Annotated in this window: 22 protein-coding genes; 8 read left to right on the top strand and 14 right to left on the bottom strand. The window is 72.7% G+C overall.

Annotated features, from left to right (window positions below; genetic code table 11):
* Positions 1-145: 145 nt before the first annotated feature.
* The 9 genes from IIE03_RS22445 to IIE03_RS22405 form a co-directional block, all read right to left on the bottom strand.
* Complete coding sequence (locus IIE03_RS22445; protein ID WP_192864985.1) at positions 146-3,109, bottom strand: VWD domain-containing protein; 2,964 nt, start codon at positions 3,107-3,109, stop codon at positions 146-148.
* Between the two features lie 184 nt (positions 3,110-3,293).
* Entirely contained in the window at positions 3,294-3,704 is a 411-nt protein-coding gene (locus tag IIE03_RS22440) for a barstar family protein (RefSeq protein ID WP_192864984.1), read from the bottom strand.
* 85 nt (positions 3,705-3,789) lie between these two features.
* On the bottom strand, positions 3,790-4,206 hold the full coding sequence (locus IIE03_RS22435) for a ribonuclease domain-containing protein (RefSeq protein WP_318843126.1): 417 nt from the start codon (positions 4,204-4,206) through the stop codon (positions 3,790-3,792).
* 151 nt (positions 4,207-4,357) lie between these two features.
* Entirely contained in the window at positions 4,358-5,146 is a 789-nt protein-coding gene (gene cuyB / locus IIE03_RS22430) for a cysteate racemase (RefSeq protein WP_192864983.1), read from the bottom strand.
* The gene (locus IIE03_RS22425; protein ID WP_192864982.1) at positions 5,139-6,401 is read right to left on the bottom strand and encodes a carboxylate--amine ligase; all 1,263 of its coding nucleotides are present in this window, start codon (positions 6,399-6,401) and stop codon (positions 5,139-5,141) included. The genes cuyB and IIE03_RS22425 overlap by 8 nt, the downstream gene beginning before the upstream one ends.
* A gap of 107 nt (positions 6,402-6,508) precedes the next feature.
* Entirely contained in the window at positions 6,509-8,107 is a 1,599-nt protein-coding gene (locus IIE03_RS22420) for a hypothetical protein (protein WP_192864981.1), read from the bottom strand.
* 52 nt (positions 8,108-8,159) lie between these two features.
* Positions 8,160-9,179, bottom strand: a complete 1,020-nt coding sequence (locus IIE03_RS22415) for a LacI family DNA-binding transcriptional regulator (RefSeq protein ID WP_192864980.1) — start codon at positions 9,177-9,179, stop codon at positions 8,160-8,162.
* Positions 9,180-9,413: 234 nt separating this feature from the next.
* Entirely contained in the window at positions 9,414-10,073 is a 660-nt protein-coding gene (locus IIE03_RS22410; RefSeq protein ID WP_192864979.1) for a DJ-1/PfpI family protein, read from the bottom strand.
* A 180-nt stretch (positions 10,074-10,253) separates the two neighbouring features.
* Positions 10,254-11,114: an SDR family NAD(P)-dependent oxidoreductase gene (locus IIE03_RS22405; RefSeq protein ID WP_192864978.1), complete on the bottom strand. Its 861-nt coding sequence runs from the start codon at positions 11,112-11,114 to the stop codon at positions 10,254-10,256.
* A 72-nt stretch (positions 11,115-11,186) separates the two neighbouring features.
* Between IIE03_RS22405 and IIE03_RS22400 the strand changes: the two genes are divergently transcribed.
* The 5 genes from IIE03_RS22400 (at position 11,187) to IIE03_RS22380 (ending at position 15,031) form a co-directional block, all read left to right on the top strand.
* Positions 11,187-11,804, top strand: a complete 618-nt coding sequence (locus IIE03_RS22400; RefSeq protein WP_318843125.1) for a TetR family transcriptional regulator — start codon at positions 11,187-11,189, stop codon at positions 11,802-11,804.
* A gap of 186 nt (positions 11,805-11,990) precedes the next feature.
* Entirely contained in the window at positions 11,991-13,016 is a 1,026-nt protein-coding gene (locus tag IIE03_RS22395; RefSeq protein ID WP_192864977.1) for an SDR family NAD(P)-dependent oxidoreductase, read from the top strand.
* Between the two features lie 315 nt (positions 13,017-13,331).
* On the top strand, positions 13,332-13,757 hold the full coding sequence (locus IIE03_RS22390) for a Fur family transcriptional regulator (protein WP_318843124.1): 426 nt from the start codon (positions 13,332-13,334) through the stop codon (positions 13,755-13,757).
* A 27-nt stretch (positions 13,758-13,784) separates the two neighbouring features.
* Entirely contained in the window at positions 13,785-14,021 is a 237-nt protein-coding gene (locus tag IIE03_RS22385) for a hypothetical protein (protein WP_192864975.1), read from the top strand.
* Positions 14,018-15,031, top strand: a complete 1,014-nt coding sequence (locus IIE03_RS22380) for a CobW family GTP-binding protein (protein ID WP_318843123.1) — start codon at positions 14,018-14,020, stop codon at positions 15,029-15,031. Before IIE03_RS22385 ends, IIE03_RS22380 begins: the two co-directional genes overlap by 4 nt.
* Here IIE03_RS22380 and IIE03_RS22375 read toward each other — a convergent pair.
* Complete coding sequence (locus IIE03_RS22375) at positions 15,021-15,785, bottom strand: class I SAM-dependent methyltransferase (protein ID WP_192864974.1); 765 nt, start codon at positions 15,783-15,785, stop codon at positions 15,021-15,023. The genes IIE03_RS22380 and IIE03_RS22375 overlap by 11 nt on opposite strands.
* 221 nt (positions 15,786-16,006) lie before the next feature.
* Complete coding sequence (locus tag IIE03_RS22370) at positions 16,007-16,879, bottom strand: SDR family NAD(P)-dependent oxidoreductase (RefSeq protein WP_192864973.1); 873 nt, start codon at positions 16,877-16,879, stop codon at positions 16,007-16,009.
* 178 nt (positions 16,880-17,057) lie between these two features.
* On the opposite strand from IIE03_RS22370, the gene IIE03_RS22365 reads away from it, so the two are divergent.
* Positions 17,058-17,921, top strand: a complete 864-nt coding sequence (locus IIE03_RS22365; protein WP_192864972.1) for a helix-turn-helix transcriptional regulator — start codon at positions 17,058-17,060, stop codon at positions 17,919-17,921.
* A gap of 22 nt (positions 17,922-17,943) precedes the next feature.
* Here IIE03_RS22365 and IIE03_RS22360 read toward each other — a convergent pair whose 3' ends face one another.
* Positions 17,944-18,222, bottom strand: a complete 279-nt coding sequence (locus IIE03_RS22360; protein WP_192864971.1) for a hypothetical protein — start codon at positions 18,220-18,222, stop codon at positions 17,944-17,946.
* Here IIE03_RS22360 and IIE03_RS22355 point away from each other — a divergent pair.
* Together IIE03_RS22355 and IIE03_RS22350 are read left to right on the top strand one after the other, a co-directional pair.
* Positions 18,217-18,492, top strand: a complete 276-nt coding sequence (locus IIE03_RS22355) for a hypothetical protein (protein WP_192864970.1) — start codon at positions 18,217-18,219, stop codon at positions 18,490-18,492. The two genes, IIE03_RS22360 and IIE03_RS22355, sit on opposite strands and share 6 nt — an antisense overlap.
* 378 nt (positions 18,493-18,870) lie before the next feature.
* Positions 18,871-19,149 carry a hypothetical protein gene (locus IIE03_RS22350; RefSeq protein WP_192864969.1) on the top strand — a complete coding sequence of 93 codons (279 nt, stop codon included), beginning with the start codon at positions 18,871-18,873 and terminating at the stop codon, positions 19,147-19,149.
* A 74-nt stretch (positions 19,150-19,223) separates the two neighbouring features.
* On the opposite strand, the gene IIE03_RS22345 is transcribed toward IIE03_RS22350, so the two are convergent.
* Both IIE03_RS22345 and IIE03_RS22340 read right to left on the bottom strand, forming a co-directional pair.
* A complete protein-coding gene (locus IIE03_RS22345; protein WP_192864968.1) occupies positions 19,224-20,030 on the bottom strand; it encodes an LLM class flavin-dependent oxidoreductase in 807 nt (268 codons plus the stop codon).
* A gap of 14 nt (positions 20,031-20,044) precedes the next feature.
* A complete protein-coding gene (locus IIE03_RS22340) occupies positions 20,045-20,848 on the bottom strand; it encodes a maleylpyruvate isomerase family mycothiol-dependent enzyme (protein WP_192864967.1) in 804 nt (267 codons plus the stop codon).
* Between the last annotated feature and the right edge of the window lie 226 nt (positions 20,849-21,074).

Genomic DNA, 21,074 nt, shown 5'->3' with positions numbered 1-21,074 from the left:
CTAGGACTCCTCGTTCCGGCAGACATTGCTGTCCTCCAGTGTCCCTGACAGAACCCGAAAGTGTCCCTGACAGAACCCGAAGCGGAGCGCCCGCCCCGGCGGTGAGCCGGGGCGGGCGCTCCGTTCTCACCCCAGGTACGAGAACTCAGCCGGGCTCGACGACGCGGATCGTGGCCGCGCCGACGTCACTGCCCGACGGGTCCACCAGCACCGAGTAACGGCCGTCGGCCGGGAGGGTCACTTCGCCGATCGTGCCGGCGCCGCCCGTGAGGCACGCCGCACGGACCGGCGTGTCACCGGGTCCGATCAGCCGCACCTGCCCGCAGCCGCTCAGCAGCGGCACGCCGTCGTCGGGCGCGGCGATCTCGACCGCGACGCGCCGGCCCGCGGTCCCCTCGAACATGACCCGCGCCTGCGCCCCCGGCTGCCCGGCCACGACGTCCACGGGCTCGCCGCCGATCGTCGCGGGCCGCTCGTCGTCGACGGGGAACACGACCCGGAGGGTGACGCGGCCGGTGCGGTCGCCGCTCGGGTCGACCACGACGGCGTGGGTGCCTCCCGCGGCGAGCACGGTACGGTCGATCACGCCGCCACCGTCGTCGAGGCAGCCGGTCCGGAGCGTCCTGGAGGCGGGGTCGAGCAGGCGTACCGCGCCACATCCCGCCGGCAGGGTGCTCCCGCTGAGCTCGACGAACACCACCTGGTCGGCGTTCGCGCGGAAGGTCACCGTGGCGACCGCGCCGGGCGACGCCAGGTCCACGGTCACCGCGTCGCCGGCCAGCGGCACGGTCGTCGCGTCACGGATGGTGCGGAACTCCGGCCCGGGCGGCCCCGCCCCGAACGCCCGCCCGTCGGCGTCGCGCTGCGACTCGCCGGCGGCCAGCGCGAACGCCGTCTGCCCGCTCGCGGCGACGTCGAGCACGCAGGCGTCGAGCACCGGGCCGGCGACCACCCCGGCCAGCCGGCAGGTGAGCTCGGCACGGTCGCGTGCCGCGTCGTCCAGGTCCGCCGCGGTGACGACCTCGTCGGGGAACGAGCGGTCCGTGAAGGTCCCGGTGTCCTCGCCGGGGCCGTAGTCGAACAGCGACTCCTCCGCGCCGACCCGCCAGCTGTCCACGAGCTCGTCGTACAGGGACGCGCGGGTCAGTGGCTCGGCGACCGTCGCGCCGGCGCGGGTGACCAGGTCGCCGGTGTCGCTGCCGTCCGCGTCGCCGAGCAGCCCACGCACCCGGTCGCGCCGCTCCTCGGCGAGCCGCAGGTACAGGCGCAGGCCGTACGGGCCGATCGGGTCGGCCTGGACCGCCGATCCGTCCGGCCACGCCACGCGATAGCTGTCGGGTGCCCAGGCGCGCGACGAGCGGCCCCGCCACAGCGTGCCACCGCCGGGAAGGAGGTGCTCGCCGCGCTCCATGGCCCGCACCTCGCCGTCCACCCGCGCGACGACGTTCGCGTCCTCGAGCGTGAGGGTGACCCGGTCCGCTCCCACCTGGATCGCCACGGCGGTGTTGACCGACACGGTGCGCGAGCGACCGAGCGGGGACTGCCGCGCCTGGACGGTCATCGCGGAGCCGGAGCCGGAGCCGGAGCCGGAGCCGGAGCCGGCGTTCGGCGAGTCCTGCACGAGCACGAGTTCGCCGACCGCCTGCGGGCTGAACCGCACGCCGTCCCACGTGGTCAGGTGCGGGTCGCCGGTCGACTCCGCGCAGGCCACCTCGGGCACCTCGCCGCAGTGGAAGACGCCGCCACCGGCGGGCTCCTCGCCCCGGGGCGGCTCGGGCCCGCACTCGTCGAGCGAGGCGGGCAGGCGATGACCGCTGTAGTGGGTGCGCGGAGCGAGGCCTCGGGCCACGCGGACCGCGTTCTCCACGAAGGTGGCCATGACCTCTTCCGTCCGGATGCCCGTGTCACCGCAGAACCAGTCGCTCCTGGCCGTACCCTCGCCGATCCGCATGGCGTGCCAGAGCTCGTGGAGCAGCGTCGAGCAGGGGTCACTCGCGATGCCCGGGCCGTGCGCGGTGTCCGGCGTCGTGTCCCATACCACGGTCGACCTGCCGCGGGACTGCCCCGGCCCGCCGATGTCCGGCGTGCCGAAGGTCTGAGAGCTGTCCCCGGGCTGGACGATGACCAGCGGAGTGCCGGTGTCGCGTACCCGGTCGACCACACGCCGCGCCTCCGGCGTGCTCCGCGCCGGGTCGGACAGTTCCGCGAGGCACGCGTCGAAGGAGTCGCCGAAGCCGGTCTCGCCCGTCTCGTTGACGAGCGTGCGGGCCTCGACGGGGCTCGGCTGCGCGACGACGGCGGACCCCGCGGCGAGCACCACCGCGAGCGCCATCGCCGCCGGGCCGCTGCGACGCCGACGGCCACGGGCGAGGAGCCATCCGGCCAGGGCGAGGGCCACCAGCACGGCCGCCCCGAGGGCGATCCAGAGCGGGTTCGCAGCGGCCGGATCCTCGGGTGCGTCCGATGCGTCCGGTGCATCGCCGAGCGTGAACGTCGTGGTGACGGCGCCGCTGGAGCCCGCGCACACCGGTGGGTCGGAGTCCACCAGCAGCGCCTCGTAGCGCAGGGTGACCTCGTAGTGCCCGGGCGCGTCGAGGGGCCAGAGCGCGACGATCGCGTCCCCGGCGGGGAGTGCCTCGGTGTCGCGCAGCACGTGCAGGGGGGCTCCGTCGCCCAGGTCGTGCGGGGTGAGGGTGATGTCGACGGCGTCGCCCGGCTCGGCGGGGGAGAGGCTTGCCTGGGCCTCCTGGTCGATCCCGGCGCCGTAGTAGGCGTGCGTGATCTCGGGCTGCAGCGGCTCGCCGTCCCGCGTGACACCCGTGATGTGCAGGCTGCCGTCGGGGATGGTGGCGAGGGAACAGGTGACGCTGCTCGCGTTGGTGACGGTGGCCGTGAGGGAGGCGGGCTCGCCCGGGGCGGGCCGCTCGGCATCGGCGACCGCGGCGAGGTCGACGGGGGCGGACGGCGCGGCGGCCGCCGGCGTCGGGAGCAGGACGGCCGCCAGGGCGAGGACGACGCCGGCGCCGGCGCGCGGGAACGGTGCTGTACGGATGATGACCCTCCGATGCGGACGCGCCGCGGCCGTCGTGCCCGGAGGGCGGGCAGCCATGGCAGGTGACCCCTGGGGCGCCGTCGCCCCGCGGAGAGACACTAGCGGGGTCGTCGCCGTCCGTCCGGAGAATCGCGGGCGTATTCGGCCAGTTCACCCACGGCGGGTGGTGGGGCGCGGCGGCGACGACGGACGGGCGGTCCCGGGCGCCGCCGGGCTCCATGTCGGCGAGGAGGGCCGAGCCTCACCTGAGCTCGAGCACGATCCCGTCCGCGGACTCCCGGCCGCCGGGTCCGTGGTCGCGGATGACGGCGACGATCTCGTCGAACAGCGTCGGGCCCGCGCCGCGCCGCGCCTCCTCGAGCCTCGCCTCGAAGGTCGCGCGGTTCGACGGATCGACGCGGGGCAGGAGCCGCTCCAGCCGTCGGGCCGTCTCGGGGTGACCGAGGGCCACGCGGGACGTCTCGGAGGCGACCCACCTCAGCACCCAGCCGCCCGCAGGGGTGCCGTACCCGCCGCGGAGCACGTCGTCGAGGGCGTCGAGGTTCCCTCGCCAGGTGTACCCGCTCAGCAGCCGGGAGAACTCGCGGGCGAAGCCGTCGAGGTCGGTGAACCGTGTTCCGTCGATGACGAGCACGGGCAGGTCGTCGGTCATGGTCCGAGGCTATCCATCCCGCTCAGGGCCGGTCCCGTGCGCTGCGGCCGACCTCCGACCGGGCCGTCGCAGCGCACGGGCCGCGTCACATCCGGTAGAAGTCGCCGTAGTGGTTGGGGGAGAAGTAGACCACGCCGGTGGTGCGGTCCAGGACGAGCCGGTAGGACTGCCGCGCGGCGCCGCAGGCGCGCGGCGTGACGTCGAACTCGAGGTAGGAGTGGCCGGCCGGGAGCTGACCCTCGCGGTTGTGGTGCGTGCCGCCCGCGAAGTTGCACTGACCGTTCGGCCAGCTGTACCAGCCGCGCGTGCTCGGGTAGCCCTTGGAACTCCAGATCGAGTTCGACGAGTACGCCTCCGCACAACCGTGGTGCGTGCAGGAGTTGTAGACGTCCGCCTCCGCCGCGGGGGCGACGGACACGCCGCCGGTGACGAAGCCGGCCGTGGCGGCCAGGACGACGAGCATCCTGACAAGGCGGGACATGATGCTGTTCTTCTCGGGCACGCTGGCCTCCCTCTCGGTTGGGGACTGCCGGGGAATCCTCGCCCGCCCAGCCGACGTGGGCCCGACGGCGGACCGACTGTCGGGTGAATTCTATCTGTCCGCTTTGTCTTCCTTATCTCGACGGCTCCCGCTCGCTGCCGCGGTCCCGGCCTCACCGCGTCCGGGTCGATGCGCGCAGCCGGCGTCCCGCGCGGGGCACCGTCGCCCGGGCCAGTTCGTCGAGGGCGTCCACGAGCACGACGTCGGGCAGGAGGTCCGGGGGCGTCGCCTCCGCCGCGACCGACAGCTCGGTGCACCCCAGCACGATCGCCCCGGCCCCACGTGACCGCAGGTCGGCGACGACGCTCTCCAGCCCGCTCAGGTCACCGCCACGGCCCGCCTTCACGCCGTCGTAGACGAGGGACGTCACCGTCGCCTGGCCGGCGGCGTCCGGCACCAGGGTCGCGACGCCGCGCGCGCCGAAGGCACCCCGGTAGACGCCCGACTCGATCGTCCCCTCCGTCGCGAGGAGGCCGACCGCCCCCGGCCGCGTCGTGTCGCGGCCCCCGGTCCAGGTGCCGCGCGACAGCACCGCGGACACCGTCACGTCCACCGCGGACAGCAGCGGGACCGGCGTGGCCGCGGCGATCGCGCCGGCGAACGCGTGTGCCGTGTTGCACGGCAGCACGAGGAAGCCGGCCCCCGCCGCGGCGAGCCGCCGCGCGTCGGCGGCGAGCACGGGCCCGGGGTCGTCGGTGGAACGCCCCAGCACGAACGCCGTCCGGTCCGGGACGGCCGCGTGCTGCAGCACCACCATGTCGACGTGGTCCTGGTCACGCGCCGCGTCGGTCAGGCGGACGACGCGCTCCATGAACCGGACCGTCGCGAGCGGCCCGACCCCGCCCAGCACGCCGACGAGCGTTCCGGCGGTCCCCGCCCCCGGAGCGCCGGCGTCAGGCAACCTCGCGCTCCGCGGGCGACGGGGGCGCACCGACCCTGGACGGCCCCGACATCCCGCGCGCGTCCTGCGGCGGGTGGTACCGCGAGAACTTGCGCACCTGGTTCAGCTCCGCGAGACGTACCCAGGCGTCGCGGCGCGGCGACAGGTCGCGCCCGTACTTCAGCGGGTGCACGACGCGGGCGCGGCGCACGGCGGCACGCACCGACTCGTCGCGCACGTACCGGTCCAGGAGGAAGCCCGGGACGATCCGGTACAGCACCTCCACCGGCTCCGGGGCGTGCGGCCAGTGCCCCGTGAGATGGTCGCCCATCCAGTAGGCGGCGGGGTTCAGTCCGCTCGCGGTCAGGTAGTAGTTGGACCGCCCCGTGCGCGGGTTCAGCTCGAAGAAGTGCCCGACCCCGGTCCGCGGGTCCACCTTCACGTCGAAGTTCGCGAATCCTGTCCAGCCCAGGTGCTCCACGAGCCGGCGGGCGTCCGCCTCGACCTGCGGGAGCCTGCCGGTGAGGATCGCCGCCGGGTTCCCGAGCGTGCCGGGCGTGTGCTCCTCGAGCAGCACGCGGCCACCCCACGCCATGCGCACCGCGCCCGCTCGATCGGAGTAGGTGGTCATGATCCGCATCTGTGAGTCGTCGCCGGGGACGTACTCCTGGATGATCATCGGCCGCCGGTAGCCCGCCTCCCCGGCCGCCTTCAGGAGGGCGGCCAGCTCGGCGCGGTCGCGCACCAGGTGCACCTTTGCCTTGCCCGGGAAGGAGACCCGGTGCCAGGCCGTGTTGTCGCCGGGCTTGGCGATCACCGGATAGCTCAGGTCGAGGTCGCCGACCGGACCTCCGCCGTCGCGCACCTCCGTGCGCGGATGCGGGACGCCGATCCGATGACACAGCTCGGAGAACCGCCGCTTGTCCATCACCCTGTCGAGCAGATCGACCGACGGGTAGGGGACCACCGCGACGTCCGCCAGCCGCTCGCGGTGCTCCGCGAGCGCCCGCACGTACCAGTCCACGCAGGTGAGCGCGATGACCGGGCCCGGGCTCGCCGCGGCGGCCCGGCGGATCAGCTCGACCATGACCTCGGGATCGTCGAGGCGCGGTTCGACGACGTTCCGGACGATGTGGGAGTGCGCGACGTTAGGGGTCGCGCGGATGGACACCACGGTGGACCTGACGCCGTAGCCCTCGTGGAAGGCGCGGGCGAGGCTGTAGGCGCCGGCGTCGCCACCGAGGATGACCGGATGGACGGATGCATGATTGCTCATGCCACCTATGACGGGTCGCACGCAAGGGAGGTTGTCTCCCGGGTCGGGTGAACCGGGAACGCGTTCGCGCAGCTCCTCGCGCTCTCGCCGGGCGGACTCGCGGACGGCTACGACCAGACGTGACCGGCGCGCGCGGCAAGGGTCCTGATCCGTTCGGTCCGCTCGCGCCGACCGAGCTCCTGGACGCGGCTCAGGACCTCATCGGCCAGCCGCTCGGCGGCCGCCGGGCCGGCGTCGGCGGTCGGCCGATCGGTGCCGAGCTCCACCACGTCGCGATACCCGGCGAGCAACGGGTCCGAGGCGGTCAACGGTGCGGTGTCCTTGCGGGGCTGCTTGGTGAGTGCCGGGTAGACCGGGTCGTCCACCTGTGGTTCGAGCAGGGCGTACGAGTCTCCCGCGCGCCCCAGGCGCTGGACGAGCTCCAGTTCCTGCACGACGCCGGGGGACTTCTCGGAGGTCCACATCAGGATCACGTCCGCTACCGCGACGAGTTCGGCGACACTCGAGAGCCAGTCGTCGTTCGACAGGTACAGGGGCCGGCGTAGCGCGGGCCGTCCGAAGTCCAGCCCCACGGCGTCCAGCTCGAGTTCCCCCGCCGCGGCGTTCGACACGCTGACGAGGTCCACCGCCGTGCTCAGCCGGTCGATCGTGGACGCGCCCTTCGTCGCCGAGATCCTCCGGACGTGCTCTTTCCGGTAGCCGCCGTCGGAGAACAGGACCTCGCCGATGTGCGAGGACTCGACCATCTCGAAGTTGCGCAGCAGCAGGACCACGGGCAGGCCGGTGACGAGGAGCCGGGTGAGCAGGCGGACCGTGCGCCGGTGGGCGTCGGACGCGAGGCGCGCGTATCTGGCCGGATTGTTGCGGGCGAAGGTGCGGAGGCGAAGCTCCCGCAGGTCGCGTCGCCGCTGTGCCTTCAGGTAACGGAGATTGAATTCCGGGTCGGGATACTTCCCGAACGTGTCGAGTATCGGGATCGCATGCTCGGCCACGTCGACGAACTCGCCGACGCCGGCCATGTCTCTCTCCGGCTGCGTGATCGACGCGAGACGGACGAGGTCTTGTCGCGCCCCTGATTCGTCGGCCAGCTCGATCCGGACGAGCGCGCGATTCAGGCGCGCGCTGTGGACGTGGAACCGGACCGCCGGATCCTCGCTGTCCGGCCAGGTCGTGATGATGCGGCCGAGGATCTTCTCCATCTTCCTGGACTGTTCGGAGTGGTTCGCACGGTCCGTCGTCGTCTGGTAGATCGACGCCAGGACCAGCAGCGTCCTCGAGGCGGCGATCGCGGCTTCCCCGCGCTCACCTCGCGGTAGGGCCCTCGCGATCCACTCGAGCAGGTCGGTCGAGCGCTGAAACAGGTCGGCGTGCGAGCTCGCGACCCGGCACGCGTCCGTACAGGCCCACACGGTGCGCACGGCGACGTCCCCGCCCCGGGGAACATGCTCTCGCGCTGCCCACTCGGTGACCGTCAGCGCGTCGTGATTCCGTCCCAGCGCTTCGCAGAGATCGACGACGGCGATCGTCGACGCGGCGTGCGCGTGCAGGCGATCCTCCAGCGGCTCGCCGAGCCTCGCCTGCTCCGCCGGAATGTACTCCATGAGAAAGTGCCTGAACCGGTCATCGCCCTCCGAGGCGCCTGAGGTCGCTCGGAAGTGGTCCCATTTCTCGAGCAGCTGCCGCCCGTTCTGCTCGATCTGATTCATGCCGAGACGGTACTGCATGTGCACTTTTGTGACTATGCCTGTGACTACGGCGCTACCGGGGCGGGGGAGGGGCGGTGGACTCGCGCGTGACGAGCTCGATCGGGAGGACGACGTGGGACGGGCTGCGGTTCGTCCCGGGATCGGCGAGCAGGGCCATCGCCTTCGTGCCGATGTCGCGCAACGGCGACCGCAGCGTCGTCAGGGCCGGCACGGTGAGCTCGGCGCTGAAGATGTCGTCGAAGCCGACGACGCTGAACGCCGTCGGGACGTCGATGCCGGCCGCACGGGCCGCGCGCAGGACGCCGTGGGCCACGAGGTCGTTGTAGGCGAGGACCGCCGTGACCCCGCTCGCCCGGATGCGCCGCAGGGCGGAGGACCCGCCGTCGACGGTCGGCTCCTCGATCCCGATCTCGACGACGGACATCGAGCCCTCGGTGGCGAGGTCGAGGAGGATGTCCCACCGGGCGCGGTTGATGGCGAGGCCGGTGACCCCGAGGTAGGCCACGGACCGGTGACCGAGCTCGTGCAGGTGATCGAGCGCGGCGGTGAGGCCTCCGCGCAGGTCGGGGGTGACGGACGGCAGGTCGCGTGCGGAGTGGTTCGCGGCGACGATCGGCTTGATCGCCGCCAGCTTCCGCAACTGCGCGGCGTCGAGCCGGGACGCGACGACGAGCAGCCCGTCGACCGACTGCTGGAGCGTCTCGATCGTCTCCCGCTCCAGGGCGGGGGAGCCCTCGGACTCCGAGACCACGAGCGTGGCGCCGTGCGAGCGGGCGACCTGTTCGGCGCCCCGGATCAGCTCGAAGTGCACGGGATTGGTGATGTCCGGCAGGACGACGGCGAAGGTCCCGGACATCCCGGTCGGCAGCGCGCGGGCCATCGGGTTGACCCGATAGCCGAGCTCGTCCGCCACGGCGCGGATCTTCTCGACCGTCGTGGCGTTGATCCGCCCCGGCTTGTGCAGAGCCCGCGAAACGGTCGACGGACTCAGCTCCAGGCGTTCGGCGATGTCGTAGATCGTCGGTCGCCGTCCCGTGGGGGACTCGCCGGTCGAGGTCTCGTCGTCGTGCATCGCGGCCATTCCTCTGTTGCGTCCGTCGTGACCCTCTGCCCGCTTGCCCCGTGGAGGCAAGCGGATGCACACCTCCTGCGCCGGAGGGCCCACCTCATGATTTCCCCGATAGTACGGCACAGCGGCCCCCGACCTGCGGCTTCCTGGCCGCCGCGCCACCGGGCGATCGCCCCGAATGGCAGACGGTTGCCAGAGGCCGGTCGGGCCCGCCGGGTGAGCTCGCCCCGGGAGCGATCACGCTGCGAGCGGGCGCTCGCTCTTCCAGGTGATCCCGCGGCGCTCGTACTCGAACAGTTCCTCGACCGCGTGTGCGGTGTGCGAGCCGAAATCGCGCTCGAGCAGGTAGAGCGCGACGTCCAAGCCGGAGGTGACACCGCCGCCGCTGATGAGGTCGCCGTCGTCGACCACACGTGCCCGCACGGCGTTCACGCCGGCGGCGCCGAGCATGTCGATACCGAGCGCGTGCGTGGTGGCCGTTCGGCCCTCGAGGAGGCCGGCCATCGCGAGCGCGAGCGAGCCACCGCAGTAGGCCGCGACGGTGACGTCGGAGTTGCCGAGGGCGCGGCGCACGAGCGGCATCGCGCCGCTCGACGCGAACCGGCCCAGCAGGACGGGGATGGTCTCGTCACCGGCCTCCGGATCGCCGTCGACAGGCCCGACTGCTCCGGGCACGAGCACGTAGCCGGGCGCGTCGGGGTCGAGTGCCGCGACGGCCGTGAGGGACAGCTGAGGCGTGCCTGATCGCACGAGGCCGGGACCGCTCGCGCTGACGAGTTCTACCGCGAGCTCTCCGCCGAGGAGGTCGCTGCCGGCGGTCAGCGCCTCGAACGGGGCGACGACGTCGAGCGGGTCGAACCCGTCGAAGAGCACGAACTGGGCGCGGAGCTGAGGCATGGAAGCTTTCCTTTCGGCGGGCGGGTGCTCCCATCCTTGCTGTCGCCTCATGGCACACACAATGGCGATCCAGGCCAGAATCGCCTGAATCTGGCCAAGGCATCGGGCAGGGCTCTGCCCTGGCGCCGTCGCCCTGTCCCGTGCCGGACCGTTGCCCCGGGCGCGGGCTCGGCTCCGGTCCTATGTGCGGTTGGTGAGGTGCCCGGCGAGCAGGGACTCGGTGCGTTCCCAGAACCGGCGGGCGAAGTCGGCGTCGCGCGCCTGGGCGTTGCGGGGAGTGCTGGCTCGGCGCTTGTAGTAGTAGCTCCCTGAGTGCCAGTCGATGCCCGGGGTGCCCGTGGCGAGCCAGACGATCTGGTCGGCTCCTTCGGCGGGAGTGGAGAGCAGGAGCGAACCGAACGGCGTACGGGTGTCGAGGAAGCGAACCGCACGCATGATGGGGTTGGTGGTCTCCGACGCGAAGTTCGTCGAGACGTTGCCAGGGTAGAAGGAGGCCGCGCTGATGCCCGCCGCGTGGTAGCGGCGGTGGAGCTCCGTGGTGAAGAGGATGTTCTCGAGCTTCGCGGCGCTGTAGGCGCGCGCCGGCTCGTAGTTGCGTTCGTGCCCGAGATCGTCCAGGTCGATCGTGCCGGCGAACCGCACCGTGCTCGAGGTCTGCACCACCGATGCGCGCGAGGTGACCAGCGTGTCCAGGAGCAGGCGGGTCAGCAGGACCGGCGCGAGGACGTTGACCTGGAACGTCTTCTCGAACCCGTCGCCGGTGACGGTGCGCGCGCCGAAGACGCCGCCGGCGTTGTTCACGAGGACGTCGATGCGCGGATGCGCCGCGGCGAGCTCGGCGGCAAGACGCTCGACCTCGTGCAGGCGGGTGAAGTCCGCGACGTGGGTCTGGATCCCGAGCTCCCGACCGATCGCGCGGGTCTTGTCGGCTGAGCGCCCGACCGCGACGACGGTGTGCCCGTCGGCGTGCAGTCTGCGTGTCGCCGCGGCGCCGATGCCGTCGCTGGCTCCGGTGATCACGATGGTCATCTTCTTGGACATGCCGGGCTCCTGGAGGATTGGGTTCCAAACATGAGACACAGTACCAGATTTGATCGGTAGTACCATGTCGGTGTGAGTCCCCACGTCGAGGTGAGTCCGAGCAGAATCAGGAGCGGCGCCCGAGCCCGCGCGCGGCAGGCGATGCGGGCCGAGGTGGCCGCGATCGCGGGGGATCTGATGCTGGAGCGGGGCTACGAGCGGACGACGGTCGAGGACATCTGCGCTGCCGCCGAGATCTCCCGCAGCACCTTCTTCAGGTACTTCCCGTCCAAGGAGGACGCGCTCTTCGGGCTGACGCTGGATGCCGGAGAGGATCTGCGCGAGGCGTTGGTCGCCCGGCCTGACAGCGAGACGCCGTGGACGGCGATGCGGCGCGCGCTGGATCCGCTGATCGAGAAGTACGAGGCGGACGACGAACGCGTCCGGCTCCTGACGCGCCTGGTCGTGACCACTCCTGCGCTGCTCGCCCGGCACCAGGAGAAGAACGCGCGCTGGCACGAACTGCTGCGGGCAGAGGTATCGCGCAGGCTGGGGGCCGATCCGGACGACCGTGCCGACCCTCGGGTCGACGCTCTGGTCGGCGCGTCGCTCGCATGCGTGCACGCGGCACTCACGGCGTGGACCACGGGCGAGCGACCCGGCGTGAAGCTCTCCGTGATCCTGGACCGCGCCATGGACGCGATCGCCTGACGCGGCCGCGGTATCGGGCCGGCCGCGTACCGCGCGAGAAGGGCCGCGGTGCCCGCACCCTCTCTTCGCGGGTGACCGTTCCGATGCCGGCGGTCGACAGGTCCGCGGCGGTTCCCGTACTCTCGCGCAAGAAATCCAGACTGACAGCTATTCAACGTCTGATCGTCCAGCGGCACGCTGGTTCCCATGACAGACACGACGAGCAAGCAGAAGCCCATCGGCACCGGCTTCACCGCCGCCTCCACCGTCGACGACGTCCTGGCCGGTATCGACCTGACGGGCACCAACGTGATCATCACCGGCGGCCACACCGGCCTCGGCCGCGAGATGACCCGCGGACTCAGCCGGGCCGGGGCGTCGGTCATGATCGCCGCCAGGAACCCGGACCGGGCTGCGGCCGCCGTCGAGGGCATCGAACGCGTCGAGACCGGCCGGCTCGACCTGGTCGACCCCGCCTCGATCGACGCCTTCGCGGCCCGCTACCGCGATTCCGGGCGCCCGCTGCACATCCTGATCAACAACGCCGGGGTCATGGGCGGCCCGCTGGCGCGGGACGCCCGCGGGTACGAGTACCACTTCGCGGCCAACCACCTCGGCCACTTCCAGCTCACCAACGGCCTGCTGCCCGCCCTGCGCGCGGCGGGCGGCGCACGGGTCGTGACGATGACCTCCGGCGCGCACCGGCTGGCCGACATCCGCTGGGACGACCCGAACTTCGAGCGCACCGACTACGACGGGCACCTCGCCTACGGCCAGTCCAAGACCGCCAACGTGCTGTTCACGGTCGAACTCGACCGTCGCTGGTCCGGCGACGGGATCCGCGGCTACGTCGTCCACCCCGGCATCATCGCCACCACGAACCTGGGGCCGGCGCGCGGCGCGGGCGAGGCGCCGGAGCAGCCGGAGGACTGGATGGCGATGCTGCGGGCACAGGGCCTGTTCGACGACGCCGGCAACCCGGTCATCGCCCCCGAGCAAGGGCTCAAGACCCCGGCGCAGGGGGCCGCCACCGCGGTCCTCGCGGCCACGAGCCCGCTGCTCGCCGGCATCGGGGGCGTCTACCTCAAGGACAACGACATCTCCCCGGTCGACGACACGCCCCCGACCACCGAGTTCGATGGTCCGCCGCCCACCGACGTCGCGCCCCACGCGATCGACCCGGAGTCCGCCCGGCGACTCTGGACCCTGAGCGAGCAACTGCTCGAGGGCTGAGGCGACCCGATCCGGGCAGCGGGCGCGGCTCATCGTGGCCGCGCCCGTCGTCGGGCGGCGCCGGCCCGCGCCGTGCCCGGGTGGTCGGCCCTGCGGCGCGACCCCACGCCACCTGCGACCGCGTGTCGTCACCCGTTGACATGCTCCGCCTCGAGGGCTTAGATGAGGCTGAGAATCATTCACAATAAGTCGATCGAGCCGACACGACGAACCGGAGCCGGACTGCTGCTCGCCCGTCGCCGCCCGCTGAGGCCGGCGCATCCGCCGGCCGGGCGACGAGGGTCGTGGCCGGTGCGCCGAGGAGGAGGTGGCGGAGTGCCTCAGCAGAAGAGCGTCACGCGCGGCACGCTGCAGCGGTCGACGGTGCAGCGCGCTCTGCAGCGCTCCGACGGCTTCGTCACGGCCCAGCAGCTTCACCGCCGGCTCCACGACGAGGGCACGCCGGTGGGGCTCTCCACCGTCTACCGGCATCTGTCCGCGCTCACCGACCTCGGCCGCGCGGACACGATCCTCGTGCACAGCGCGCAGTACTACCGCGCGTGCGAGACCGGCCGACATCACCACCACCTGGTGTGCGAGGTCTGCGGGAAGGCGGTCGAACTCGATCCGCCCGACGAGGCATGGCTGCGCGCCGCGGCCACGGAGAACGGGTTCACGCTCGTGCGGCACCTGCTGGAGGTCTTCGGGCGCTGCGCCGACTGCACGGCGGACAGCGGCGGCGATGCGAGAGACACGACCTGAAGACGCATGGAGAGGGGAGGAACGGTCATGGTCAGCGTCGTCGTTGCTCCTGTCCGGGGTATCGAGACATCGACGGAGACCTGGGCACAGGCATGGACCGAGGTCCGGGCGGTTGTCGTGCGCGTGATCGGCGGCCTGTTCGGCGATCGACCGCCGGCCCGCCGGCCCGCTGATCGCGAGGTCGCTCGACGGCGTGACGCCGAGCGACGGTCCAGGCGGCAGCGAGAGCGGGAGTTCGAGAAGTCCTGGAGGCTCCTGCGGTGAGGCGGAGCCGGGTTCCGGTGGTCGTGCTGGCCGGCCATCTCGGTGCCGGGAAGACGACGGTGCTGAACCATCTGTTGCGGCAGCCGGGTGCGCGGGTCGGGGTGGTGGTGAACGACTTCGGGGAGATCAACGTGGACGCCGGACTCGTGACCGGACAGGTCGACGAGCCGGTGTCGATCTCCGGGGGCTGCCTGTGCCACCTGTCCGACACGAGCGAGCTCGACGACGCGCTGGAGCGGCTGACCAGCCCGCGCCTGGCGCTCGACGTCGTGATCGTGGAGGCCAGTGGCGTGGCCGACCCGGTCGCACTCGCGCGCATGATCCGGTTCAGCGGGGCGGAGCGGGTACGTCCCGGGGGAGTGGTCGACGTCGTCGACGCGGTGGAGCACTTCCGCACGGTCGACACGGGCGGGATGCCGCCGGCCCGGTACCGGGCGACCTCGCTGGTCGTGGTCAACAAGACCGACCTGCCGGCGCCGGGCGACCGGGAGCGGGTCGTGGCGCGCGTCGCGGCCCGGGTCCGGGAGGTCAACCCCCGGGCGCACGTCGTGGCGACGTCCCGCGGCCGACTGGACCCGGCGCTCGTGTACGACGCCGCCTCGCGGCAGGACCCGCAGGACCAGCTGCCGATCGCCGCGCTGCTCCGTGACGAGCACGCGCACGACCACCAGCACGCCGACGCCGTGAGCGTGCGCGCGACCGCGTCGATCAGCCCGTCCCGGCTGGTCGACGTGCTGGAGGACCCGCCGTCGGGTGCCTACCGGATCAAGGGCCGGGTGTCCGTGCACACGGGCCGGACCGTGCGCGGCTACCTGGTCAACGTCGTGGGGCGGTCGGTGCACGTGGCCTCGGTACGCCCGCCCGACGACGGCGGAGAGCTGGTCGCGATCGGGATGCGGCTGGACACGGGCGCTGTGCGGCGCGGCCTGGAGCAGGCCCTGGAGCCCGCCCTCCGTCCCGACGCCAGGGGCTTCGCCCGCCTGCAGCGGTACCGGCGCCTCAGTACCTGAGGGTGGTGCGCAGGTAGCCGACCGGGAGCCGGATGCCGCCGTCGGTCGGCTCGCCGGCCTGCCCGGCGGCGTCGCGCACCGTGGCCACGAGCTGCTCGCGGGCCTCGGGCCAGGTGCCGCCCAGGCTCGCGGCGCCGAGGATGATCGGCGCGCTGTGCTGTTCGAGCAGTGTCACGAATCGTTCGGGTGACTCGACGGTCATGTCGAACGATTCCTCGCTCACCTGCGCGTCCGCGCCCGCGACGGTGCGGATGCCGTCCGGGCGCTCGTGCCATGGCTCGGGCGCGCCGGGGAAGAACGGTGCCAGGGTCCGGCGGACGCGGCCGAAGAGGCCGTCGGTGGACCAGCTGGTGAAGACGATCCGGCCACCGGGCCGGGTCAGGCGTCGCGCCTCGGCCAGGGCGGCGGCGGGGTCGGCGGCGAACACGATGCCGAAGGTGGAGGTCACCAGGTCGGCGGAGTGGTCGGGCAGGGGCACGGTGGTGAAGTCGGCGGTCAGCCAGGTGACGTCGGCCCCGGCGGCGTCGGCGCGGCGCGCGGCCTCCCGCAGCAGGCCGGGGGTCACGTCCACGCCCACCACCGATCGCGCCCCGTGCAGGGCGGCGGCGATCGCGGTGATGCCGGTGCCCGTGGCCAGATCGACGACGTCGCGCCCCTGGACGGGCAGCGTTGCGGCGAGATCGCGGCCGGGTTGCGCCCACAGATCGCCGACGACGGCGTAGTCGCCGGTGGACCAGAACTCAGCGGGATCCATCCGTACCTCCTTCGTGGTTCCTGCCCGGCGCTCGTACGACTCTCGCCTCGGCACGCATCCCCGTCCCCATGATCAGGAACGATAACGGTTATCGTTTGCTCGATGCAAAGACCCGTGCGCGGACGGGTACTGCGGCTGGACGCGATCCACAGCTGTCGCCGGGCCGCGAGGTCCCGCGAAGCGCCTGTCGCCCCCGGCGGGACCTCGCGGCCCGGTGCGGTTCAGGCGCCGGTGGGCCCGGCGGCGGGGATGTCGGTGGTCGTGGCGAGGGCGCGAGAGGCTTCGACGTCGTCCGTGAGAGCCTGGATGCGCGTGGCCGCCAGGGACAGCGAGTCGGAGCCGAGCAGCTGGTGGAGCGGTGCGTCGCCCGTGGTCGCGACGGTGATGATCGCGTCGGCGGCCTTCGCCGGGTCGCCGAGCTGGGAGCCGGGCATCCGCAGGTGCTGGTCGACCATCTCGCGGATCGCCGGGTAGGCGTCGCTGGTCGAGGTCGGAAGGCCGAGGGACACGGGCCGCAGGAAGTCGGTGCGCATGTAGCCGGGCTCGATCAGGTTGACCTTGATGCCGTGGTCGGCGACCTCGGCGGCCAGCGACTCGCTGATCGCCTCCAGGGCGAACTTGCCGGCCGCGTACAGGCTCCAGCCAGGGAAGGGAAGCAGCCCGACGATCGAGGACACGTTGATGACGTGCCCGGCACGCCTCTCGCGGAAGCCCGGCAGCACGGCGCGCAGCACGTTCCAGACGCCGAAGACCTGGACGTCGAACATGGCGCGCGCGTCGGCGTCCGGGACCTCCTCGACGGCGCCGAGGTATCCGTAGCCGGCGTTGTTCACGACGACGTCGAGGTCGCCGAAGCGTTCCCTGGTGGTCGCCACCGCCCGGTCGACCTGGGCCTGGTCGGCGAGGTCGACCTGGAGGGGCAGCAGCCGCAAGGTGTCGGTCTCGTGCAGCGCGGCGGTCAGGCGCTCCGTGGAGCGCGTGGTGGCCGCGACGTTGTCGCCGCGCCGGAGCAGCTGCTGGACGAGCTCCAGTCCGAGGCCACGGGAGGCTCCGGTGACGAACCAGGTGGCGGGACGGTCGGTGGGGTAGGTCATGATCGCATCTCCTCGGGAAGGTCGTGTCGGCAGCGCCCGCCGACACCTCAAGCCTTCTGCGCTCCGCCCTGCCGGAAAGCGTCATAGCCCTCCCTCCTCGTCCTGGGACGAGCAACCTAGGACGCAGAGGTCTACCCGGTGCGGTAGGCGACCCCTGGTATCCGGCGAGAATGGGTGTATGGCGGAGAGGAACACGGAACTGGCGGACTTCCTGCGCCGGGCGCGCGGCCAGTGCGACCCGTCTCGGGCAGGGCTGCCCGCCGATGGCCGCGTGCGGCGGGTTCCGGGCCTGCGGCGTGAGGAGGTCGCGTTCCTCGCCGGAGTCTCGACCGACTACTACGCGCGCCTGGAGCAGGGTCGGCGCATCGTGCCGTCGCCGTCCGTGGCGGACGCCATCGGACGCGCACTGGGCCTGGACGAGGCGGGACGAGCCCATCTCGCCGCTCTGATCGGCCTGGACGCGACGCCTCCCCGCCTGCGCTCGCGCCCGGTCCAGCGGGTCCGCCCCGGGCTGTACCAGCTGCTGGACGCCCTCGGTGACGTGCCGGTTCTCGTCCTGGGACGCCGCGCGGACGTGCTGGCACAGAACCGGATGGCCAAGGCCCTGTTCACGGATTTCGAGCGGTTCCCCGCCCGGGAGCGCAACTACGCGCGGTGGATGCTGCTGGACGGCGAGGCACGGTCGCTGTTCGTCGACTGGGAGGAACAGGCCCGGACCGCCGTGGAGAACCTCCGCCTCGAGGCGGGCAACGACCCGGCCGACCGGGCCACGGCCGAGCTGATCGCCCAGCTCCGCGAGTCCAGCGCCGAGTTCGTCACGTGGTGGGACGAGCACCGCGTCAACCAGCGCACCCACGGGTCCAAGCGGCTGCGCCACCCGGAGGTCGGCGACCTGACCGTCGAGTACGAGACCCTGACCCTCCCGGGCGACGCCGATACGACGCTCTACGCCTACTCGGCCGAGCCCGGCTCACCGTCCGCGCGCGCCCTGAGCCTGTTGGCGAGCTGGGCCCTCACCGGCCAGGACGCGTCGAGATCGTAGGCGGGTCGGCGTGACGACCCGCCTAGCGGGTGCCGAAGGCCTGATCGGCCGCGGGCGGGTGGGTCAGCGGTGCTGGTCGGCGTTGGTGGGTGTACATGCGGCGGGTGGTGAGGTCGGAGCCGGTGAGCACGCCGGCCCGGCCGAGCAGGCGCCCGTTCTCCCAGTTGGACAGGCCCAGTTCCGGTAGGTCGGCGATCATGTCCTGGCGCATCCGGTCCGAGACGCGGAGGCGGGTCGTCGAGCGTCCGGCCTGCTGGGCGCGGCGCACGTCGTCGGCGTTGGCGGCCTCGATGTGGTGCACGCGTCGTCGTCGGACAGGGCGTCGGCGAACGCGGTCCAGAAGTGGCTGATCGCGGCGGGCGGGCGTGTCCGGAGCTGGGCGAAGGCGTCGACGGCGGCGTCGACCTGGGCGGTCACGGCGGCCTGCACCGGTCCCGGCACGTGCAGCAGTGCCCCGGTCGACTGCACGACGTGGAGCTGGTCGCCCGGGCGGAAGGCCGCCGCGAGCTCGGCGGGCACGGTCGTGTACCGGTTCCCGCGCGGGCACTGGCGCCGTCGAACACCAGCATGAGCGGCGGGGCGGCAGCAGGTCCAGGCGCAAGGTGGTCGCGGGCGCACCGTTCCTGCCGAGACTCTGGTGTGCCGGACGCTGTGTCGACGCGAGCGGGAGGGGTCCCGGTCATGGTGGGGTTCGATGGCGGTCATGATGCGTAGGTCGTCGTCTGCCGTCGTCACCGTCGTCGTGGCTGTCGTGCTCGCAGCTCTCACGTCGTGTTCCTCGCAGCCATCGGGTGGGTCGCCTGCCGAGAGCGAGCCCAGCGGGCCCGCGTCCGGGACGTCGTCGGACCGCCCCGGTCCCGATCCCAGTCCGGCCCCCACGGAAACGGCCGCCCCGTCTCCCTCACCGACCGGGCCGTGCGCCGACGGTGCCTGTGAGATCGAGGTCGCCGTGGGGGACGTCGTCACCGTGCCGGAGCCGTACGGCCTCGGGCCGATCGAGGTGACGGCGATCGCAGGCGGAGCGGTGGAACTGGCCGCACCGGTGACGGGGTCGGGTTACAGCGTCTCGGGTTGCTCCGGGGGTGGCGGTGTGTCCACGAACGGTGGCGGTGGTGTCCGGCTCAGCTGCGGCAGGGGGCCCGCCGCGACCATCAACGACGCCATGAGCCTGAAGGTCGTCGAGATCCGCGACACCGCTGCCGTCCTCCGGATCGGACCCGCGGAGTGACGTGCGGCGTTCCACGTCCCGTACGTGACGCGGCCGCGGCCGGGCGACGGCCGGACCGGGTGGTCCGAACTGCGCTATCGCCCGGAAAGGTCGGCGACGAGCGGGGCGAGTCGGTCGGCGGCCCCGGCGCCGAAGACGAAGTACGAGTAGCCGATCTCCTCCCGGCGTCGCTGGATCTCGTCGGCGGCCGCCGACGGGTCGTCGGGGAGGATCGCCAGCGAGTCCGCCTCGCGCAGCGCGGCCGGGTCGAGGTCCGGCGGCGCCATGAACGGCGCGACGTCGTCGCCGACGACGGGCACGTGGAGCGCGAGCTCGACGTCCCGCCCGCCGTGGAACTCTCGCACCCGTTCCGTCACCTCGGCGCGGGTGTCGCCCGGCATCGCGGCGATCGTGACCGTGTCGGCGACCTCGGCGGCCAGCGCCCGGGCCCTCGGCCCGCGCACGGCCATGACGACCGGCGTGCGCAGGTCGGGGCCGTCCAGGTCTCGTAGCATCGTCACGGCCCGCCGCACCTCGGCGAGTCGCTCTCGCGGCGGGGTGACCGGCATCGCGAGGTCGCGGAGTTCCTCCTCGATCCCCGGGCGGCCGGTGCCGATGCCCATCTCGAAACGACCCTCGGTGAGCACCGACAGCGAGTGCGCCTCCCACGCGATCGTCCAGGCCGGGCGCAACGGCGAGGCGTACACCCAGGTGCCGACGCGCAGGTCCGCCTGCGCGGCCGCGAGGGCGAGCGCCGGCGCGGGCGCCGGCTGCCACCGCGGGACGTCGGGCATGAGCAGCGTCGAGTAGCCGCTGCCGGCGATCCGGCGCACCTGGTCCCGCCACGTGGGCAGGTCGGTCAAGACCGGGGCCACGACCCCGAATCGGAACGGCTTCGTCATCTCTGAACTCCTCCTCAGTCGGCGATGTGGGCCGTGTTGTCGAGCCAGTGCCGGGCGAGGACGGCGTCGCCGTCGATGTGCACGCCGGTGGATCCACCATCGGCGAGGGGGAGACGGCGGGTCAGGGTCAGCAGCAGCGGCCCTGCCGGGCCGGTCACCGTCACGTCGGCTCGCCCGGTTCCGGGCCGCCACCTGGCGCCGTCGGGCAGCCGCTCGACGAACCAGGCGCCCGTGTCGTGCGTGGTGTCGGTGGCCTGCCACTGCAGGGCCTGCCCGGTGCCCCGGATGGCGTGGGCGGACTCGGACCGCAGCCTCTCCCACGTGGGGGACGTGAGCATCGCGAGGTGGTGGCTGATGAGCGCGCCCGCGACGTCGGCGTCGACGTCGACGCCTCGACCTGCCGTGCTGGCGGCGTCGAAGCCGTGGACGACCGTCTCGTTGAGGATGTTGGACAGCCAGAACCGCGTGCCGGGCCGCTCGTCGCCCGCGGCGTTGAACACCTGGGCGTCGAGTGCGTCGTCGGAGAACGCGCTCGCGACGCGCTGCGCGGATCGCGTCAACCACGCCTCCCATTCGCCGGGATCGGCGGGGAGCTCGGCCATCTGCGTGGGCAGGTGTGCGGGGTCGGTGATGCGCCGCTCGATGATCTCCGCGGTCCAGTGCTGGGTCTGGCCCACGTGCGCGACCAGGTCGGTGACGGTCCACTCGGGGGTTGTCGGCACGACGGCGTCGGGTCCGGCCGCGGCGGCGGATTCGGACAGGCGTCGGGTGTGCTCGACGATCGTCCGCCGGGCGTGCTCGGCGTTCAGCTCGGTCATTGCGGTTGTCCTTCCGAGGAGTCGTTGTGCTCTGGCTGACGCGGGGCGCCGGTCGAACTCATCGGTGGGTCCTTGCGACCGCGCTGATCGTGATGGAGACCCGGCGCCCGCGTGGAACGTCCGGGGAAGCCAGCCGTGGCCGGCGGGTCCGTCCGGTGCTCAGCTGCATGAGCCCGTACGGGCGATGGCCTCGGTACGGGCATGGTGCGGGAGTCGCGCCGCCTCG

This window comes from Myceligenerans pegani, from assembly GCF_014892515.1.
In the GTDB taxonomy this organism is placed as follows: Bacteria; Actinomycetota; Actinomycetes; order Actinomycetales; family Cellulomonadaceae; genus Myceligenerans; species Myceligenerans pegani.
Note: the sequence above shows the minus strand (reverse complement) of the source record. Positions and strands in the feature narration are given on the sequence as shown.

Excerpts from the sequence above, each read along its gene's own strand:
- IIE03_RS22445 (WP_192864985.1), bottom strand. The coding sequence starts at position 3,109 with ATGGCTGCCCGCCCTCCGGGCACGACGGCCGCGGCGCGTCCGCATCGG.
- IIE03_RS22440 (WP_192864984.1), bottom strand. The coding sequence starts at position 3,704 with ATGACCGACGACCTGCCCGTGCTCGTCATCGACGGAACACGGTTCACC.
- IIE03_RS22425 (WP_192864982.1), bottom strand. The coding sequence starts at position 6,401 with ATGAGCAATCATGCATCCGTCCATCCGGTCATCCTCGGTGGCGACGCC.
- IIE03_RS22420 (WP_192864981.1), bottom strand. The coding sequence starts at position 8,107 with ATGAATCAGATCGAGCAGAACGGGCGGCAGCTGCTCGAGAAATGGGAC.
- IIE03_RS22415 (WP_192864980.1), bottom strand. The coding sequence starts at position 9,179 with ATGCACGACGACGAGACCTCGACCGGCGAGTCCCCCACGGGACGGCGA.
- IIE03_RS22410 (WP_192864979.1), bottom strand. The coding sequence starts at position 10,073 with ATGCCTCAGCTCCGCGCCCAGTTCGTGCTCTTCGACGGGTTCGACCCG.
- IIE03_RS22405 (WP_192864978.1), bottom strand. The coding sequence starts at position 11,114 with ATGTCCAAGAAGATGACCATCGTGATCACCGGAGCCAGCGACGGCATC.
- IIE03_RS22395 (WP_192864977.1), top strand. The coding sequence starts at position 11,991 with ATGACAGACACGACGAGCAAGCAGAAGCCCATCGGCACCGGCTTCACC.
- IIE03_RS22385 (WP_192864975.1), top strand. The coding sequence starts at position 13,785 with ATGGTCAGCGTCGTCGTTGCTCCTGTCCGGGGTATCGAGACATCGACG.
- IIE03_RS22375 (WP_192864974.1), bottom strand. The coding sequence starts at position 15,785 with ATGGATCCCGCTGAGTTCTGGTCCACCGGCGACTACGCCGTCGTCGGC.
- IIE03_RS22370 (WP_192864973.1), bottom strand. The coding sequence starts at position 16,879 with ATGACCTACCCCACCGACCGTCCCGCCACCTGGTTCGTCACCGGAGCC.
- IIE03_RS22365 (WP_192864972.1), top strand. The coding sequence starts at position 17,058 with ATGGCGGAGAGGAACACGGAACTGGCGGACTTCCTGCGCCGGGCGCGC.
- IIE03_RS22345 (WP_192864968.1), bottom strand. The coding sequence starts at position 20,030 with ATGACGAAGCCGTTCCGATTCGGGGTCGTGGCCCCGGTCTTGACCGAC.
- IIE03_RS22340 (WP_192864967.1), bottom strand. The coding sequence starts at position 20,848 with ATGACCGAGCTGAACGCCGAGCACGCCCGGCGGACGATCGTCGAGCAC.